This window comes from Mucilaginibacter agri (assembly GCF_009928685.1).
GTDB classification, from domain to species: Bacteria; Bacteroidota; Bacteroidia; order Sphingobacteriales; family Sphingobacteriaceae; genus Mucilaginibacter; species Mucilaginibacter agri.
In genome coordinates this window covers 462,740-481,254 of sequence record NZ_WWEO01000043.1, presented here as the reverse complement: position 1 = coordinate 481,254, position 18,515 = coordinate 462,740, and the positions used below count along the sequence as shown (strand labels likewise).

The 18,515-nt window shown below is 43.6% G+C and carries 15 protein-coding genes; 8 read left to right on the top strand and 7 right to left on the bottom strand.

The window, feature by feature from the left end:
- Positions 1-42 precede the first annotated feature (42 nt).
- Positions 43-1,302 (bottom strand): C4-dicarboxylate transporter DctA, encoded by a 1,260-nt coding sequence (gene dctA / locus GSY63_RS15035; protein ID WP_166586631.1) that lies wholly within the window; start codon positions 1,300-1,302, stop codon positions 43-45.
- Between the two features lie 137 nt (positions 1,303-1,439).
- Here dctA and GSY63_RS15030 point away from each other — a divergent pair, with 137 nt between their 5' ends.
- From GSY63_RS15030 to GSY63_RS15010, 5 genes are all read left to right on the top strand, one after another.
- Complete coding sequence (locus tag GSY63_RS15030) at positions 1,440-4,427, top strand: leucine--tRNA ligase (RefSeq protein ID WP_166586630.1); 2,988 nt, start codon at positions 1,440-1,442, stop codon at positions 4,425-4,427.
- Between the two features lie 344 nt (positions 4,428-4,771).
- The gene (locus tag GSY63_RS15025; protein ID WP_166586629.1) at positions 4,772-7,324 is read left to right on the top strand and encodes an outer membrane beta-barrel family protein; all 2,553 of its coding nucleotides are present in this window, start codon (positions 4,772-4,774) and stop codon (positions 7,322-7,324) included.
- 205 nt (positions 7,325-7,529) lie between these two features.
- A complete protein-coding gene (gene rlmH / locus GSY63_RS15020) occupies positions 7,530-8,003 on the top strand; it encodes a 23S rRNA (pseudouridine(1915)-N(3))-methyltransferase RlmH (protein ID WP_166586628.1) in 474 nt (157 codons plus the stop codon).
- Between the two features lie 100 nt (positions 8,004-8,103).
- Positions 8,104-9,042, top strand: coding sequence for an aspartyl/asparaginyl beta-hydroxylase domain-containing protein (locus GSY63_RS15015; RefSeq protein WP_208094552.1), 939 nt, complete (start codon positions 8,104-8,106; stop codon positions 9,040-9,042).
- A 41-nt stretch (positions 9,043-9,083) separates the two neighbouring features.
- A complete protein-coding gene (locus GSY63_RS15010; RefSeq protein WP_166586627.1) occupies positions 9,084-10,028 on the top strand; it encodes a cation diffusion facilitator family transporter in 945 nt (314 codons plus the stop codon).
- Between the two features lie 120 nt (positions 10,029-10,148).
- On the opposite strand, the gene GSY63_RS15005 is transcribed toward GSY63_RS15010, so the two are convergent.
- Both GSY63_RS15005 and GSY63_RS15000 read right to left on the bottom strand, forming a co-directional pair.
- The gene (locus GSY63_RS15005; RefSeq protein WP_166586626.1) at positions 10,149-10,571 is read right to left on the bottom strand and encodes a DUF5606 family protein; all 423 of its coding nucleotides are present in this window, start codon (positions 10,569-10,571) and stop codon (positions 10,149-10,151) included.
- 89 nt (positions 10,572-10,660) lie between these two features.
- Complete coding sequence (locus GSY63_RS15000) at positions 10,661-11,098, bottom strand: peptidylprolyl isomerase (RefSeq protein WP_166586625.1); 438 nt, start codon at positions 11,096-11,098, stop codon at positions 10,661-10,663.
- Between the two features lie 255 nt (positions 11,099-11,353).
- Between GSY63_RS15000 and GSY63_RS14995 the strand changes: the two genes are divergently transcribed.
- The gene (locus GSY63_RS14995) at positions 11,354-12,535 is read left to right on the top strand and encodes an asparagine synthetase B (protein WP_166586624.1); all 1,182 of its coding nucleotides are present in this window, start codon (positions 11,354-11,356) and stop codon (positions 12,533-12,535) included.
- Between the two features lie 70 nt (positions 12,536-12,605).
- Positions 12,606-12,989: an endonuclease domain-containing protein gene (locus tag GSY63_RS14990; RefSeq protein ID WP_166586623.1), complete on the top strand. Its 384-nt coding sequence runs from the start codon at positions 12,606-12,608 to the stop codon at positions 12,987-12,989.
- A 74-nt stretch (positions 12,990-13,063) separates the two neighbouring features.
- On the opposite strand, the gene GSY63_RS14985 is transcribed toward GSY63_RS14990, so the two are convergent.
- The 3 genes from GSY63_RS14985 to lpxK are packed head-to-tail and all read right to left on the bottom strand — an operon-like array spanning position 13,064 to position 16,989.
- Positions 13,064-15,148 (bottom strand): putative porin, encoded by a 2,085-nt coding sequence (locus GSY63_RS14985; protein ID WP_243749238.1) that lies wholly within the window; start codon positions 15,146-15,148, stop codon positions 13,064-13,066.
- Positions 15,141-15,962: a purine-nucleoside phosphorylase gene (locus GSY63_RS14980; RefSeq protein WP_166586622.1), complete on the bottom strand. Its 822-nt coding sequence runs from the start codon at positions 15,960-15,962 to the stop codon at positions 15,141-15,143. Before GSY63_RS14980 ends, GSY63_RS14985 begins: the two co-directional genes overlap by 8 nt.
- Positions 15,925-16,989 carry a tetraacyldisaccharide 4'-kinase gene (gene lpxK, locus GSY63_RS14975; RefSeq protein WP_166586621.1) on the bottom strand — a complete coding sequence of 355 codons (1,065 nt, stop codon included), beginning with the start codon at positions 16,987-16,989 and terminating at the stop codon, positions 15,925-15,927. The genes GSY63_RS14980 and lpxK overlap by 38 nt, the downstream gene beginning before the upstream one ends.
- Positions 16,990-17,210: 221 nt before the next feature.
- Here lpxK and GSY63_RS14970 point away from each other — a divergent pair, with 221 nt between their 5' ends.
- Positions 17,211-18,119: a serine hydrolase gene (locus tag GSY63_RS14970; RefSeq protein WP_166586620.1), complete on the top strand. Its 909-nt coding sequence runs from the start codon at positions 17,211-17,213 to the stop codon at positions 18,117-18,119.
- 5 nt (positions 18,120-18,124) lie between these two features.
- On the opposite strand, the gene GSY63_RS14965 is transcribed toward GSY63_RS14970, so the two are convergent.
- On the bottom strand, positions 18,125-18,493 hold the full coding sequence (locus GSY63_RS14965; protein ID WP_166586619.1) for a glyoxalase superfamily protein: 369 nt from the start codon (positions 18,491-18,493) through the stop codon (positions 18,125-18,127).
- Positions 18,494-18,515 lie beyond the last annotated feature (22 nt).

Here is an 18,515-nt window from a genome sequence, read left to right as displayed (position 1 = left end):
CAAATCCGAAATCGAACATCCGAATTCCGAAATCCGCCCCCTTTAGGGGGCCGGGGGGCTAATCGCCAATTCATACCTCTCTTCATCAAACTCCTTTTCACTCTTCGCAATCACCACACTGGCAATACCATTACCGATAACATTGGTTAAGGCCCGGGCTAGAGACATAAACCTGTCCACACCCAAAAGTATGGCAACACTTTCAACGGGAATAACCTTGATAGCCGTAAGTGTAGATGCCAGCACAATAAAACCACTGCCGGTAACACCTGCCGCACCTTTAGAGGTAACCATTAAAATGCCGATAATAGTTAACTGCTGCCCCAACGAAAGCGGGATATGAAATACCTGTGCCAGAAAGATAACCGACATAGAAAGATATATCGTAGTACCGTCGAGGTTAAAGGAATATCCGGTGGGAATCACCAAACCTACCACAGATTTGGCGCAGCCAAACCGCTCCATTTTTTCCATCATGCTGGGCAGTACGGGTTCGGACGAAGATGTACCCAGAACGATCAAAATTTCCTGCCGGATAAATTTAAGGTATTGCCACAGGCTAAATTTATAAATAGTGCAAATAACGTTAAGTACCACGAAGATAAACACCAGCATTGCGAGGTACACGGCGCCCAGCAGTTTAAGCATAGGCAGCAGGGTTGATATACCATAAGTACCCACCGTGAATGCCATACCGCCGAATGCACCGATTGGCGCCACCTTCATCACCACACCCATAATGTTGAAGAACACTTTAGATAGCCTGTCGATGCCATCGACAATTGGCTTGCCCGCATCGCCCATTTTGCTGAGGCCATAGCCAAACAATATGGCGAAGAACAGGATTTGCAGAATATCGCCTTTGGAGAAAGCTTCGATAACATTACCCGGCACAATGTGGGCAAAGAAGTCGCCCCAGTGCATTTCGGCAGCCTGTGCTTTATAAGCTTCTAGTTTGGCATCGGCAGCTTTGTTAACTGTCGCCACCACCATACCATCGCCCGGGCGCAGCACATTGGCGAATACCACGCCAAGGGTTAATGCAAAAGTGGTTACAATCTCGAAGTACAGAATAGCCTTACCGCCTACCCTTCCTACTTTTTTCATATCGTTCATACCCGCGATACCCAGTACGATGACGAAGAAAATGATAGGTGCGATCAGCATGGTAATCATACTGATAAACACTTTGCTAATGGTTTGCGCGGTTGGCGCAAACTCCTTAAAATAAATACCTACAATTACGCCAAGCACTATGGCGATAACTACCTGGAAGGTAAGGTTGGATAATAAGCGTTTCATGAGTTAACAATAATACTTATTTAGGGGATAATTAAATAATCAACACATTGCTAAAGTGTAAGTAATACGCAAAGTCTATTAGATAAGCCGTCATTTTTCTTAAATTCGCAATCGCATTTTTTATAGCGTTAGCAATAATGGATTATCAGTTTAAAGACATCGAGAAAAAGTGGCAGCAGTTTTGGGCTACCAATCAAACATTTAAAGCCGACAACCAATCGTCAAAACCAAAATACTTTGTGCTGGATATGTTTCCTTATCCATCGGGAGCAGGTTTGCATGTTGGTCACCCGCTGGGTTACATCGCTTCTGATATTTTTGCGCGCTATAAACGCCTCAAAGGCTTTAACGTTTTGCACCCAATGGGCTACGATTCGTTTGGCTTACCGGCAGAGCAATACGCTATACAAACCGGCCAACACCCTGCTATTACTACCGAGGATAACATTGCCACCTATCGCCGCCAGTTAGACCAGATCGGTTTCTCGTTCGACTGGAGCCGCGAGGTGCGCACCAGCTCGCCCGACTACTACAAATGGACGCAGTGGATCTTTATGCAGCTGTTTAACTCCTGGTATAATAAAGATGCAGACAAAGCAGAATCAATTGCCACGTTGGTTGCACACTTCGAAAGCAAAGGTTCAAAAGGCATTAATGCGGTGAGCGACGAAGAGGTTTTAACCTTTACGGCCGATGAGTGGAAAGCGCTATCATCTGAAGAACAACAACAGGAATTATTAAAATATCGCCTTACCTACCTGCGCGAAAGCACCGTAAACTGGTGTGCCGCTTTAGGTACCGTATTGGCCAACGACGAGGTAAAAGATGGCTTCTCTGAGCGCGGCGGCTACCCCGTTGAACAAAAGAAAATGATGCAGTGGAGCATGCGCATTACTGCCTACGCCGAGCGTTTACTGCAAGGTTTAGACACTATTGACTGGCCGGAACCACTGAAAGAAATGCAGCGCAACTGGATAGGCAAAAGCGTGGGAGCATCTGTTAGGTTCGGGTTGCCTGGTGCGGGGAACGAGCCACACAACACGCAACACGCCACCGATTATATCGAAGTTTTCACTACCCGCGTTGATACCATTTTCGGGGTAACATTTGTGGTATTGGCTCCCGAGCATGAGTTGGTTGCACAACTTACCACGCCAGAGCAAAAAGCTACAGTTGAGGCATACATCACCCAAACCAAAAAGAAATCGGAGCTGGATCGCATGGCCGATACAAAAACAGTATCGGGCGCATTTACCGGTAGCTATGTGTTGAATCCGTTGAACGGCGAGAAAATCCAGTTATGGATTGCCGATTACGTATTAGCTGGCTATGGTACCGGTGCTGTAATGGCCGTTCCATCGGGCGATCAGCGCGATTATTTGTTTGCGAAGCATTTTAACCTGCCGATTATCCCGATCATCGACATTCAAAACATCGAAACAGAAGCCGACCCGACCAAGGAAGGTAAATACATCAATTCTGATTTCATCAACGGCTTAGAATATAAAGAAGCAACTGCTGCTGTGATTGCCAAACTGGAAGAAGTTGGCGCCGGTAAAGCACGCGTTAACTTCCGCATGCGCGATGCCATTTTTGGCCGTCAGCGTTATTGGGGTGAGCCTGTTCCGGTTTATTTTAAAGATAACCTGCCTCACTTAATCAGCGAAAACGAATTGCCTTTGTTGTTACCAGAGGTTGATAAATATTTACCAACAGAAAGCGGCGAGCCACCACTGGCCCGCGCTACAGATTGGAACTATAATGGCTTTGAATACGAATTAAGCACCATGCCAGGTTGGGCTGGTAGCAGCTGGTATTGGTACCGCTACATGGATGCGCAAAATAATACTGAATTTGCATCGAAAGAAGCGATTGAGTACTGGAAAGATGTGGATTTGTATATCGGTGGTTCCGAGCATGCAACCGGACACCTGTTGTACAGCCGTTTCTGGAACAAGTTTTTAAAAGATATTGGTAAGGTTGTTGAAGAAGAGCCTTTCAAAAAATTGATTAACCAAGGGATGATTCAGGGCAGATCTAACTTTGTGTATAGATTAACATTTGAATTGGAGCCGACGGAATATGTACAAAATTTCGATTTAGAGGAAGAGCTAAAAGCATCTGCAATTAGGTCATTACCGATGATATTTATATCACTCGATAACTTAGATGACCTAAATAACAACGTAGAAGAACGGGTATTGTTAGAAAACAATATAAATAACATATATCTAAAAGAAGAGTTAGAAACTCTTAGAATGAGGGTCAAATTAAATCTTAACATTCATAACAAAATTGTTAGCGATTTACATGTTGACGTGAACCTAGTTAATAATGAGACTTTAGATTGGGAGAAATTTAAGACGTGGAGAAAAGAATACGAAAATGCTTTCTTTGTATCAAAAGGAGGCAAATACATCTGCGGTGTCGAAGTTGAAAAGATGTCGAAATCTAAATTCAACGTGGTTAACCCTGACGATATCATTGAGCGTTACGGCGCCGACACGCTGCGTATGTACGAAATGTTTTTAGGCCCGCTGGAGCAAAGCAAACCTTGGAATACCAATGGTATCGAGGGCGTGTTTAAATTCCTGCGTAAGTTCTGGAGATTGTTCCATAATGATGCATGGGAATTTAACGTATCTGACGAAGCCCCTACTAAAGCCGAGTTAAAATCGTTACACAAGATCATCCGTAAGGTGGAAGAGGATATCGAGCGTTTCTCGTTCAACACGTCTGTTTCCAGCTTCATGATTGCCGTTAACGAACTAACTGATCTGAAATGCAACAAACGCGCCATTCTGCAAGAGATGGTGATCATTCTTGAACCTTACGCGCCGCACATCTGCGAAGAACTCTGGGTGCTTTTAGGTAACGAGGCAGGCACATTATCGTACGCTGCTTACCCTAAATTTAACCCTGAATATTTGGTTGAAGATGAGTTTGCCTACCCGATCTCTATCAATGGCAAAACAAAAATGAACCTTAATATCCCGCTTTCGCTGGATGTGAAAGATACCGAGGCATTTGTTTTAGCCAACACTGATGTACAACGCTACCTTGATGGCAAAACCCCTAAAAAGGTGATTGTTGTTAAAGGCAGGATTGTAAATATGGTAGTGTAAGAGAGAGTCAGGAATCGAGATACAAGAATCAAGAATTTTAATTCTGTACTCATCTATCCTTATGTCATTGCGAGGAGGTACGACCAAGCAACCTCGTCGCTTTTCAGGTCCGCCCTGTAAACCACGAGGTTGCCGCGCTACGCTCGCAATGACATTTTTGTAATTAACCCCTATCCCTTTTCCAAATCACCCTCTCAAACTTCCTCTTAACAATACTCATATTGTGTCAGTTACACACAATTATTTGTAACAAACGTGTCATGCTTGCCGAAAAACATAGAATCTTCATTTTTGGCTGTAACAATTAAATTAATTTCGCCTCTAATCCCCAAAATCATTAATAAATGAAACGTATACTTTTACTTTTTACAATATTCTGTTCGGTATTATCAGCTAAGGCCCAGATGGGCGTGGGTGGTGGTTCTACCGTTACAGGCCGTATTTCCGGAACGGTTATCGACTCCGTTTCTAAAAAACCCCTCGATTATGCTACCGTAAGTATTTTCCGTAGCGGTGGCAAGGTGCCACTTAACGGTGTACTAACTGACTCTAAAGGTGGTTTCAAACTGGAAAATGTTAAACCAGGTAACTATAAAATAGCCGTAACCTTTGTGGGCTATCCAACTAAGGTGATAGATCCGGTTAGCACTACAGCTTCTAAATTAGACAAAAACCTGGGCAACATTGTAGTGGCGCCGAGTGCTAAAACCTTAAACGAGGTAAAGATAACCGGCCAGGCATCATTAGTTGAAAGCCGTATTGATAAAATCGTGTTTAATGCCGAAAAAGATATTACCTCAACAGGTGGTAATGCCAGCGACGTATTGCAGAAAGTGCCTTTGGTTGCTGTAGACATCAATGGTAACGTATCTGTACGCGGCGACCAAAACGTACGTGTTTTAATCAACGGTAAACCATCAGGAGCAATGGCAGCCAGCGTGTCTGATGTATTGAAAACCATCCCTGCAGACCAGATCAAAAGCGTAGAGGTTATCACCTCGCCATCTGCAAAATATGATGCAGAAGGTTCAGCTGGTATCATCAACATCATTACCAAACAAAAAAACATGTCGGGCTTTAGCGGTTCGGTAAGTGGTGGTATTGGCACACGCCAAAACAATGGTAACGCCAACATCAACTTTAATAAAAACCGTTTTAGCTTAAGTGCAAACGTTGGTGGTAATTACACCTGGCCGCAAAAATCGTTAACTACTTTTGAGCAGGATTTCTACGATATCAGCAACAACCCTACCGGTACTACTAAAAGTAATTCGGAAAGCACCATTAAACGTTATGGCACAATTGGCTCTATCACTGCCGGTTACGATGTAAATGCTTATAACAACTTTACTTCTACCCTACGTTTAAACAAGGGTGGTTTTAACATTAACGGTAATTCACAAACCGTACAAGCTGGTTATGCGGATGCCACTCAAAACGGCTCTTACTCTGGCGATAACACTTCCCACAACTCATTCGGAGGATTTGACTGGAGTGCAGACTATACCCACAAGTTTAAAAAGGAAGGCCACGAGTTAACCATCTCTGGCCAGTGGAGCCACAGTGTAATTAACACAGATTACCTTAACGAATACTTTAACAGCACCATAAAGCCTAACCAAAAAGGCAGTAACGATGGCACTAACAATGAGTATACCATACAGGCCGATTATACTTTGCCGGTAAGTAAGGTATTTAAGTTTGAAGCTGGGGGTAAAACCATTTTAAGAAGGTTAGCCAGTGATTACCAAATATTCCAGGACCCTACCTACAGCGGCAACTATGTGTTTGATAACCTAAACTCAAACATGTACAACTATAACCAAAATGTGGTAGCCGGTTATAGCGTGCTTACATTTACATTGCCTAAAAGCTACTCAATACTGGCAGGCGCCCGTGTAGAAAATACCGACATTAAAGGCGAACCGGATAACGTTAACCACTTAAACCTGTTGCCTTTTTCGCAAAACTACACCACGTTTATACCAAGCATTACATTTCAAAAAGCGCTGAGTACTACTCAAACCCTTAAATTGAGCTATAGCAAACGTATACAACGCCCTAGTTTAACTTTCTTAAACCCGTTTGTTAACAAATCTAACTTCCAAAGCCAAACTGAAGGTAACCCGTATTTATCTCCAGAGATTTCTCAAACAGTGGAGTTAAACTATAACACCTTTATTGGTTCGTCTATCATCAACACCTCTGTTTATTATAAACACACTGGTGATCTGATTGAAAGCATTCTTACACCTATCAAAGATGTTAACCCAGGTACCGGCGATTCAATTAATGTTACCCGCAGTACTTACAGAAATATAGGCTCAAACAACTCATGGGGAGCAAGCGTATTTGGTTCGGTAAACCCAATTAAGGCCCTAACCTTACGTGGTAGTATCAATGCTTACACTTATAAACCAGATCCAAGCGGTGTTTTCAAACTTGCACAATCACAGAACGGAACTTATGTACAATTCACTGCATTTGTAAGTGCATCTGCCGATTTGGGTAAAGGTTATGTTGCTGAAGCTTTTGCTTTCACCAACTCGCCACGGCGTACTATACAAGGTACAAGCCCATCATTCAGCATGTATGTAATTGGTGCTAAAAAACAGATCTGGAATAAAAAAGCTTCAATTGGTGTAAACACGGTTACTCCTTTTGCTAAGTACAAATACTTCGATCAAAATATAACGAGCGCGCCAACTGCTTTAAGCCAGGGCTTCAACCAAACCAGCAGCACAGCGTTTCCATTCCGTTCTTTTGGTGTAACGTTTAGCTACAACTTTGGTAAAACTACCTTTAGCGCTGATAAGAAAAAGATCAACAACGACGATACCAAACAAGGCGACCAGGGCGGCGGCATGCCAAGCGGCCCGGGCGGCGGCGTTAGATAATATAACCAGCACAATTTATTATTTAAGCCATCCTGCTAATGCCGGGATGGCTTTTTTGTTTCATGATGGCTCTGCAACCGATCTACCCCTTATTTAAGTTAGTAATATAAGCACCGTCTTTGCCTTCCTTTAAAGGGGAACACTACGGTCTGTGCAATTTGCAGCAACGTTCATAAGGGGTATATTTGCGTCAATATTTTTAAAAATGAAAATCACCCTGCTTACCGTTGGAAAAACCGAGGATGCTTATCTAAAAGAAGGCATCGAGAAATACATTAAACGGCTGAAGCATTACATTAAGCTGGATATTATCGATTTGCCCGAACTGAAAAACACCAAGGCGCTCACCACCGATCAGCAGAAAATTAAGGAAGCAGAGATGATCCTGAAAAAGATCGCCAATACCGATCATGTGATATTGCTGGATGAAAAGGGCATGGAGTTTACCTCCGCAAAATTTTCGGCATATCTTGATAAAAAAGCCATTGGCTCGGTACAAAACCTGGTGTTTGTTATAGGTGGCCCTTATGGATTCGATCAGTCGGTTTACGACCGCGCTAACGACAAGCTCTCTCTCTCCCGCATGACCTTCTCTCATCAAATGGTCCGTTTATTCTTTATAGAACAGCTTTATCGCGCTTACACCATCCTTAAAGGCGAACCCTACCACCACGAGTAGCGTTAAGTAATTGTTTCGTCAAAATTAAAATTCGCTGGTTTCGGTATTGGATTAGATGCCCGAATAAAATAAATTTGAGTAAACACTCATCTACCAGCCTATGGATTCTTTTATACACGAGCTGTTTTCGGTGAAATTCATCATCCTGTACAGCCTCATTATTGCTACTATTATTGTGCATTACCGCGGCAAGGTCCGCTACAAATTCTTTCGGCAGCTTACAGATCACTCTACTTTTATGGCCCCCATCAATGTGCCGATGTATGCCCTATCGGAGGTAGAGAACAAGCCTTACATTAAAACAGATTATTTCCCCGAACTGGCAGCCCTGCGTGCCAACTGGGAAACCATACGCGACGAAGCGATCCTGCTCGAACGCGAAGAACTGATCAAAGGCTCCGACAAGTATAACGACATAGGCTTTAACTCCTTTTTCCGTCGCGGCTGGAAACGTTTTTACCTTAAATGGTATGGCAACTTCCATCCATCGGCCGAAAAATACTGCCCTAAAACGGTAGAATTACTTAAAAATACGCCTCACATTAAAGCAGCCATGTTTGCCGTTTTACCTGCAGGCAGTCAACTTATGCAGCACCGCGACCCCTATGCAGGCTCGTTGCGTTATCATTTAGGTTTAATCACCCCCAACTCCGAGAATTGCAATATCGTAGTAGACGGCCAAAGCTATGCCTGGAAGGACGGCGAAGATGTAATGTTCGATGAAACCTATATTCACCACGCCCAAAACCAAACCGATATAGATCGCCTTATTTTATTTTGCGATGTAGAACGCCCGGTTAAAACCATGTTCGGACGTGGGTGGAACCGTTTCTTCGGCTGGTTTGTAATGTCGGCAGCTGCCTCGCCAAATATGGGCGATGACAAAACCGGTAACCTTAACAAGATCTTTAAATACGTTTACTCCATAAGGCTGGTTGGTAAAAGGCTTAAAGCATATAACGAGCGCCTGTATTATGCTGTGAAGTATGTGCTGATGTTTCTGATTGTTTATGCGCTGTTTTTGAGGCATGTAATTTGATTTTTACCCTTACTGACGAAGATTAATAGTAGTTTTGCGTCATGGCGCACAACCACGATCATTCGCACGGGCACGATCATTCGCACGGCTTCGGCCACCACCATGATCACGCTCCCAAGCTCGACCATCTGAATAAGGCTTTCATCTGGGGCATTATTCTCAACTCTGTATTTGTAATTATTGAGGTTATTGTTGGCCTGCTACAAGGCTCGCTCTCCCTGTTAACCGACGCCGGCCACAACCTGAGCGACGTTGCCAGCCTGGCATTGGCCTTGCTTGCGTTTAAGCTTACCAAGGTTGCTGCAAACAACAGGTATACCTATGGTTATAAACGTTCTACAATTATTGTATCGCTGCTTAATGCAGTTATATTGTTGGTTTCAATAGGTTTTATTGTTTACGAAGCCGTAATCCGCTTCACACACCCCCACCCTTTAGAAGGTGGCACTATTGCCTGGGTTGCATTTGTGGGTATTGGCGTTAATGCCTTTACCGCTTATTTATTTGTGCAGGATAAAGACAAAGACATTAACGTTAAAGGCGCTTACCTCCACATGGCTATGGATGCCATTGTATCGTTAGGTGTAGTGATATCGGGTGTATTGATCTACTTTACCCACTGGTATGTAATAGACAGCATTGTAAGCTTAATAATAGCCGTAATTATAATGGCAGGCACATGGAGTTTGTTAAAACACAGCTTCCGCTTAGAGATGGATGGCGTACCTGCCGAAATGGACCTTGAGAAGATCAAACAAGAGCTTATGAGTGCCAAAGGGATAGTGGATGTTCACCATATACACGTTTGGGCACTAAGCACTACCGAAAATGCGCTTACAGCACATATTGTGATCAACCCGGAAGATATGTCGCTGTTTGATAAAATTAAGCACGACCTGCGCCATAGGCTGCTACACATGGATATTACCCACTGCACCTTTGAGGCCGAGTTTGTTGACGAGAAATGTCAGCAGCAGGATTGTTGATATTTCGGATTTCGAATGTTCAATTTCGAATTTACCAGGCAATCGATAAAAAAACTCGGATTTCGGGTTTGATTAAGGATATTAAGATCCGAAATCGAACATCCGAAATCCGAAATCAAATTATTTAGCTTCTTCAGCCTCAGCTGCAGGCGCAGCAGGCTCTTCGTTAAATTCTGGTCTTTCTTTTAGGATACCAAACCAGGTGATTACTTTTTTAATGTCAGAGCTATAAACACGATCTTCATCGTGGTCTGGCGCTATTTCGTAAAAATACTCACGTAGCTTTTTACCATCTGCTTTAACATCAGGCGCTGCGGTTGCAGATGCTTTCATCGCTTCTAAAACATCCGTCAGTTTAATATCTTCGTCGTTACCAAAAATGGTAATTTCGTCTAAAGCCGCTAATTTGGCAGTTGCAACGTTAACCACCAATTTGGTTTTCTGCGCATCAAGGCTCTCTAAAATAAACCCTGTTTTGTTTTGTGCCAATGCCTTCCACAAACCTGGTTTACCCGATACCGATACTATTCCATTTAAATTCATATCTCTTTCTGTTGTCGGTTATCTGTTGTCGGTTGTCGGTACTTTTCTGGATTTCCAGACAACTGACAACCGACAACAGGCAACTGAGTTTATTCTTCGATTATTTCGATGCCGGTAATTTTATCACCCTGGCGGATAGCGTCAACCACTTCTACGTTTTCAATCACTTTACCAAACACGGTGTGGTTACGGTCTAAGTGTGCAGTATTATCGCGGCTATGGCAGATAAAAAACTGAGAGCTGCCGGTATTACGGCCAGCGTGTGCCATTGATAACACACCACGGTCGTGGTATTGGTTACCGCCGGTTAATTCGCAATCAATTCTTTTGCCCGAGCCACCTGCCCCTGTACCGGTTGGGTCGCCACCTTGAATAACGAAGTTAGGGATAACACGGTGAAAAGTTACACCATCATAAAATCCTGATTTTGCTAAACCTAAAAAGTTAGCTACTGTATTTGGTGCGTCTTGATCGTAAAACTGAACGGTCATGTCGCCCTTTTCGGTTTTGATTATTGCTTTGCTCATTTCTAATATTTTATAGAGGAGTGCAAAGGTAACAATTCTAATTTGAAGATGTGTTGATTTGAAAATTTGAAAAATGTTATACTACCCTGAGCCAATTTTCAAATCGGCACATCCTCAAATTTCCAAATCAAAATTCATCCACAAATCAAATTGCTTACATTTGAATATATGCATCCAAAACGAATAAGAGTCATTCTATCACTAGTCCTCCTTCTTTTGTCCGTTGCAGGCAGGGCTGCATCTATTTTGATACCGATGGATGAGGTACAAAAAGACCACCTTAAATCGTACGGTATTGCTTTTTGGGTATTAAAGAGTAACCAGGAGGTAGATTGGCTGCTTAATTATCGTGGCGGTAGTTTTATGACGGCCTACAGCAAAAACATAGAAGATGAATGCAAAATACGCGGCGTTAGTTTTGAGGTACTGGCCGATGCCAAAGTAAACGCCATTTTAACCGAGATTGCCGACCCATCTGTAAACATGGACATGGTGAAGCTGGAGAAAGCGCCAAAAATGGCAGTGTATTCACCCAAAAATAAACTTCCCTGGGACGATGCGGTTACCCTGGTTTTAAAATATGCCGAGATCCCTTACGATGTGGTTTACGACGAAGAAGTAATTCGCGGCGACCTGCCCAAATACGACTGGCTGCACCTGCACCACGAAGACTTTACCGGCCAGTACAGCAAATTTTATGGTGCCTATAGGTATGCGCCCTGGTATGTGGAGGACGTGAAAGTTCAGGAGGCTATGGCGCACAAATTGGGCTTTAAAAAGGTATCACAAATGAAGCTGGCCGTGGCACAGCATATACGCGATTTTTGTGCCGGTGGCGGCTTCCTGTTTGCCATGTGCTCGGGTACAGATACCTTTGATATCGCCCTGGCAGCTGCCAACACCGACATCTGCGAAACCATGTTTGATGGTGACCCCAGCGATCCGCAAGAGCAAAGCAAACTGGACTTTACACAGACCTTTGCCTTCAAAAATTTCATGCTCGATCAAAATCCTACCTCCCACTCGTTCAGCAATATTGACGTAACCACTACTCGTCAGGTAGATCGTACCAACGATTTTTTTACGTTGTTTGATTTTTCGGCCAAATGGGATGTGGTACCGAGCATGCTCACCCAAAACCACGACAAGGTAATTAAAGGCTTTATGGGTTTAACAACTGCCTATAACAAAGCCATGCTGAAGCCCGGCGTTACCGTAATGGGTGAGATGAAAACAGCCAATGAAGCCCGCTACATTCACGGCGAGTATGGCAAAGGCCAATGGACCTTCTACGGCGGCCACGACCCCGAAGACTACCAGCACGCCGTAGGCGACCCTCCAACAGATCTTAAACTCCACCCTAACTCGCCTGGGTATCGCTTGATATTAAACAACGTGTTGTTTCCGGCTGCGAAGAAAAAACAGCAGAAGACGTAGGGGAAAGTCATGCGTGTAATTGCAAAGTTCCCTCCCTTGGGAGGGTTAGGGAGGGGTATATACGATTAAAATGGCTAATAAAATTATTCCATACAATCCTCAATTAAAAACCTTAGCCCGAAAGCTTCGCAAGAATATGACTTTCGGAGAAGCGTTGTTATGGAATGAGCTGAAAGCAGATAAACTCTTAGGCTTTGATTTTGATCGTCAGCGTTGTATCGATAATTACATTGTAGACTTCTATTGCAAAGAAATACTATTGGCCATTGAAATTGATGGCCGCTATCACGACCATCATGATGTTGTTGAAAAAGATATTGTCAGGCAACAACGATTAGAAAGTTTTGGAATTACATTGCTTCGATTTAGCGAAACTCAGATTAAGAATGATATTTTTAATGTGATTAGGACTATAGAGACAGTAATACTGGAACTTGTTAAGAAAAAGGATTAACTATTTTAGAAACCCCTCCCTAGCCCTCCCGAGGGAGGGAACTTTGAGTACTCTATTAATCACTCCTCTAAACCCTAATTATAAAACGTCCAGCTTACCCCAAACTTCAACAGGTGATCAAACATGGGGTAGCGGTTAACGGTGTAGAAACCTTGGCTAAACAAGCCTTGGTTGGCATAATCATATTGAACAAAAAGATTGGTGCGGAAAAGCGTTGCTTTGGCAAAAACACTTGCAACAGGGTACGAACTAAAGGTAACATCCGGGCCATTATAGAACTGGGCTAAGCCCACCGCGTATGACGGTGCCGTATAAGTAGTGTTGTAGCGTACGTTAAACCCGATGTTAGAGTTAAGTACATTGAACAGCAATTTGGAATAATACAAGCTGCTGTAAGTATAAACTTCGGGCGTGCGCAAAATACCTTGGTTATCTGTCTTTTGGTAAACAACGTAGTTGTCAAAATGCCACCTGCGCCAGGTTAAATTTTTACCCACACTCACCTTCAGCAAACTGATAGGGCTGCTGGCTTGCGCCGGATGGGCATCTGCACCGCCGGGTTGTGCCGTAAAATACAAGTAGTCGTTTATCAGGAAGTACTCGGCCTTGAGGTCGAATTGCAGCTTATCGTTAATGTAGTTGAAGGCCAGGCTGGTTGTCTTCTGCTTATTAAAATCGTAGCTGGTAAATATGTAGTGGTTGGATATCCAGTTGGTATATACAAACGGTGCACGGTTACTTTGCGAATACGCTTCGAGCAAAATCCGACCGGCTTTTTTACCTCCCGAAAGATTCAGCTTAACATCATACAAAAAGTCGCCAAAGTTGTAGCCTACTGCCACTTGCTGAAAATCTGCATCGAGGCCAACCCTGTCGCTAAAGCGATAACCTAACTTGCCTTTCAGCGTAATGTTCTGTAGCGTCTCGTCGGCTTTACGATCTGTTTTTAATATTTTTTGGCCAAAATTATTCACTATCGAGTCCATCACGTTTTGAGTGTAATGGTACACGTCGGACGATAGACCCAAATCTACCTTCAACTCATTTTTAACAAAACTAGATGACTTTCCGCGAAGATAAAAAGAGTACGTAAACTCATTTTGCAGGTGTTTAACATTCAGCGAGTCGCGGGATACGTTGGCACTATAGTAGTAATCTGGAAAAACCCGGTAAGTATCGGGTTCATTCTGTAAAAATTTATATTGCTGACTGCCATAATAAAAGGTATACCCTACCCTATTGGTTGGCAGCACTTTGGAGGTATCAGAGCCCTTACGCATGTTATCAATACGCCCCAGATAATAAAACTGCTTAATGTAAATACCCCGGGTTGTTATCGCGTCAGACGATGTTTGCAGGCGTGTGTCCAGGTCTGTTTTGCTAAAAACCGAGCTACTTTTCGTAAAAACAGTATCATTTAATATCGAACCGTTTTCCGGTGCTTTTATGGTATTGAATATTACATTGGCAAGCATATTATAGCGCTTATTCTTCGATTCGTACCAGCTGAATATTCCCGCCCCTATCTCGCTTACATTTTGCCGCTTGTAATACCCCCGAGATCCGATATCGTTAAAATTAAGTCCCAAGTTCCAGTTGGGCTTAATATTTTGAGTGTGCACCAATTTAAATATCTGCTCCGTTCGGCCACCGTTTGCAAGATATAAATTGGTGTATGCCACACGTGCCCGGTAGTAGAGTATATCCGAAGGATTTAAGAGATATGGGTCGAAAGAATGCTGCCCTATATCGAAACCCAGGGTTTTACTCGGCTCAAAAAGCAGAGGTCGCTGCGCTAAACCCGTACTACCCAAGCCTATACGTGGACTACGCACCTGGTACAGTGGGTTATAATTTTCAAAGTTTACAAGGCCGGTATCCAGCGCGAAAACCTGTGTGCTATCTGCAAGCAGGTGCTCATTGGTTACCTTAATAAATTTCGAACTAAATATTACCGTGTCCTTTTTTTTGTCTTCCTTTTTACGCAAGGTATCCATCATCTGCTCGTCGGTAAGCTTTTTAGTAGCTCTTACCGTATCGCGCATATAATTTTGCTGTTGCTGGCCCGGGCTGTTGGGGAAGGTATTAACCTGCGCCATTACCCCTGCAACCTGCATGCAAAGCAGCAGTACCAATAAATATTTCAGCTTGTTAAGCATCAAGGCCTGCAATCAGTTCTTTAAGTATTTGTGTCATTTTGGGTTCGGCCTCATGTGCGATGGCCAATATCTCTTCTATCGAAACAGGTTTAAGCGTCTCAGGGAAACCTTCGTCTGTTAATACAGATATTGCAAATACGGGTAAGCCCATGTGGTTGGCCGCAATAACTTCGGGCACGGTACTCATACCAACAGCGTCGCCGCCTATAATACGTAAATATCTGTATTCGGCGCGGGTTTCCAAACTCGGACCAGTTACGGCTACATAAACGCCTTTATGGCAGGTTATATTATTGGCAGCGGCAATGCTCATGCCTTTTTCTATCAGGCTAAATTTGTAGGGTTCGCTCATATCCGGAAAACGCATTCCGATCTCTTCTTCATTGGCACCTACCAGCGGATTGTGCGATTGCAGGTTAATATGATCGTGAATGATCATCAGATCGCCTTTCCTGTAATCGGGATTAAGTGCGCCACTGGCATTAGATACAAACAGGGTTTTAATACCCAACCATTTCATTACCCTAACCGGGAATATGATCTGCTGCATATTATAGCCTTCGTAGTAATGTAACCGACCTTGCATAGCCACTACTTTTTTACCGGCCAGTGTACCAAATATCAGCTTACCCGAATGAAACTCCAGGGTTGAGATTGGAAAATCGGGAATGTTGGCATAAAGCAATTGCTTTTCTACCTCAATTTCGTTTACCAGGCCACCCAATCCGGTACCTAATATAATACCTATCTCGGGCTCAAAATCGCCAATGCGGCTTTTAATGTACGCTGCGGTGCGTTCTATATTTTCTAACATAATCTATTATCAATTGATCAAATTGCGGTTGTCCGTTATTAAGAAACGCAATACTGATAGGTATAACCAATATTTGCAGCTTACTCAAAAGCAGTAACAACGCAGGTTGTTTTAAACGTTCGGCATCCTTTTCTGTTGTGATCACCACTTTATTTTCTGATGCATCGGCCAAAAATTCATCAGCAAGTTTAGTAATATTTTTCAAGCTGAAGGGGTGATGATCCGGATAATTATGGTGAACAATAGTGGAGCTAATACTCTGCAGATATTGAACCAGCGGCCCAGCGCCCGCAATACCGGTAAGCAGGTAAATCTTGGTATTGCTGGTCAGCCTTGTGTTGGCCGTATTTCCATCCAATGTTTTCAGACCAAGATAATCGATCGAAGTAAAAAACAAGTGCTGATATGGATACGGTATTATCTTTTCAGAAACCCGCTCCTGCTCTTCTGCCGATATATTTGAAGGACATTTACTCACTACTACAATGTCCGCCCTCATTTTTCCACTGAAAGGTTCGCGCAGATCACCTGCCGGCAGCAGCAAATTGGGGTCGTTAAGCTTTTTATAGTCGAACAATAAAATACTGAAGCCTGGCTTTACCGCCCGGTGTTGATAGGCATCGTCCATAATAATCAATTCGTGATTATCTTTAAGTTGATTGATCCCCTTAACCCTATCTTCGCAAACGGCTACCGTAACATCCGGAAACTTGTGTTTAAATTGAGCAGGCTCATCGCCAATATCTGCAGAAGTACTGTGCTCTTCGGCCAATAAAAAGCCTTGCGTTTTTCGGCCATAGCCCCTGCTAAGCGTGGCAAGTTTGTAATCTGATTTCAGCAAACGGACCAGATACTCCGTCATGGGCGATTTCCCGGCTCCGCCAACTGCAAGGTTCCCTACCGAAATCACCGGCAAATTAAACCCTGTACTTTTAAACCAGCCCACATCATAACACCAGTTGCGGATAACCACAACCAGGCCGTAAAGCAATGAAAAGGGCCATAAAAGCCAGCGCAGTTTCTTCATTTGTTTTGAACCTGTAAAGATAAGGGAAAGAATTAAGAGTACTGCTTCTTTCATTCGTCATGTTGAACTTGTTTCAACACCCCACGCGGCGAATTGTATTGATTCTCCGTTTTCTGGAAACCGCCTTTTTTGTTTTGCTCCCTCTCCCCGGAGAGGGCTTGAGTGAGGCATCTTGATTCCCGATTCTTGTCTCTTGATTCTATAATTCGTATTTTCCAACCATGAAAAACCTCATCCCATATCTCCTGCTCTTATTAACCATCCCAACCTTCGCACAAACCGATAAAAAACTCACCAAACAGCTAGAAGAAGCCGTGAAAGGCTTCAATGGCGATATAGGCATTTATGTGCATAACCTCAAAACAGGCAAGACTGCTGCCTTTAACGCTGACAGCATTTTTCCAACTGCCAGCATGGTAAAAACGGCTATCCAATGTGGGGTGATGGATAAAATAGAAAAAGGCGAGCTACAGTACAACCAGAAACTGGTATACCGCGACTCCTTGCTTTACGCGGGCGAGGATATTTTGGGTTCGTTTAAAAACGGGGATACCATACAATTGAGCAAAGTGGCCATGCTGATGATTACTATGAGCGACAATACTGCCAGCCTTTGGTTGCAAAAACTGGTAGGTGGCGACTACATTAACAATTGGCTGCAACAAAATGGATTCAACGTGTTCAGGGTTAACTCGCGTGTGCCGGGTAGAGAAGCCTTCAGGAAAAAATATGGTTGGGGAATGAGCTCGCCCTACGAAATGTGTAAGCTATTTACCATGATTAACGACGGTCAAGCTGTAAGCCCGGCAGCCAGCGAGCGCATGATGCGCAACCTCACCCGCATTTATTGGGACGAGCGGGCGCTTTCTGCAATACCGCCATACATTCACACAGCATCTAAACAGGGCGCAGTTAACGAAGCCAAATCGGAAACAGTACTGGTAAACGCCCCACATGGCGATTACGTTTTCTCGGTAATGACCAACAACATCAAAGACCAGCGCTGGACCACCGACAACGAAGCCGAGATGTTAATTACGAAAATCTCAACCGTGCTATGGCATTACTACGAGCCCAAAAGCACCTGGAAACCAGCTGATGGCGTCGGTAAGTTTATGAAGAACGAGTAATGAGACTAGCCTTCCCTTTCTTCAAAAGTTAATCGGTTACCTACCGGATCAATAACCGTTACGTTAATAGCTGATGGATCCCACTCGGGCACCTCCAGCCCGGGGCGGTTGTATTTGTATTTCGCGTCTATCAATTGCCTATGATACTCTCGCAAACCTTTAAAGTTCAAGATCCGCACCCGGCCATTTGGTGAGCCGTCGCCGTGATGTTCGGACAGGTTTAGTATAATGTCACCTTTTGATACTTGCATAAAAACGGGCGTATTGGGTTCAAATCGGTGTTCCCAGTCTACCTTGAAACCGAGCCACTTTACATAAAACTCGATAGTTTTATCGTAATCGTAAATGCGGAGGATGGGGATTACTGTTGCCATGATATTCAGGATGTTGATTACT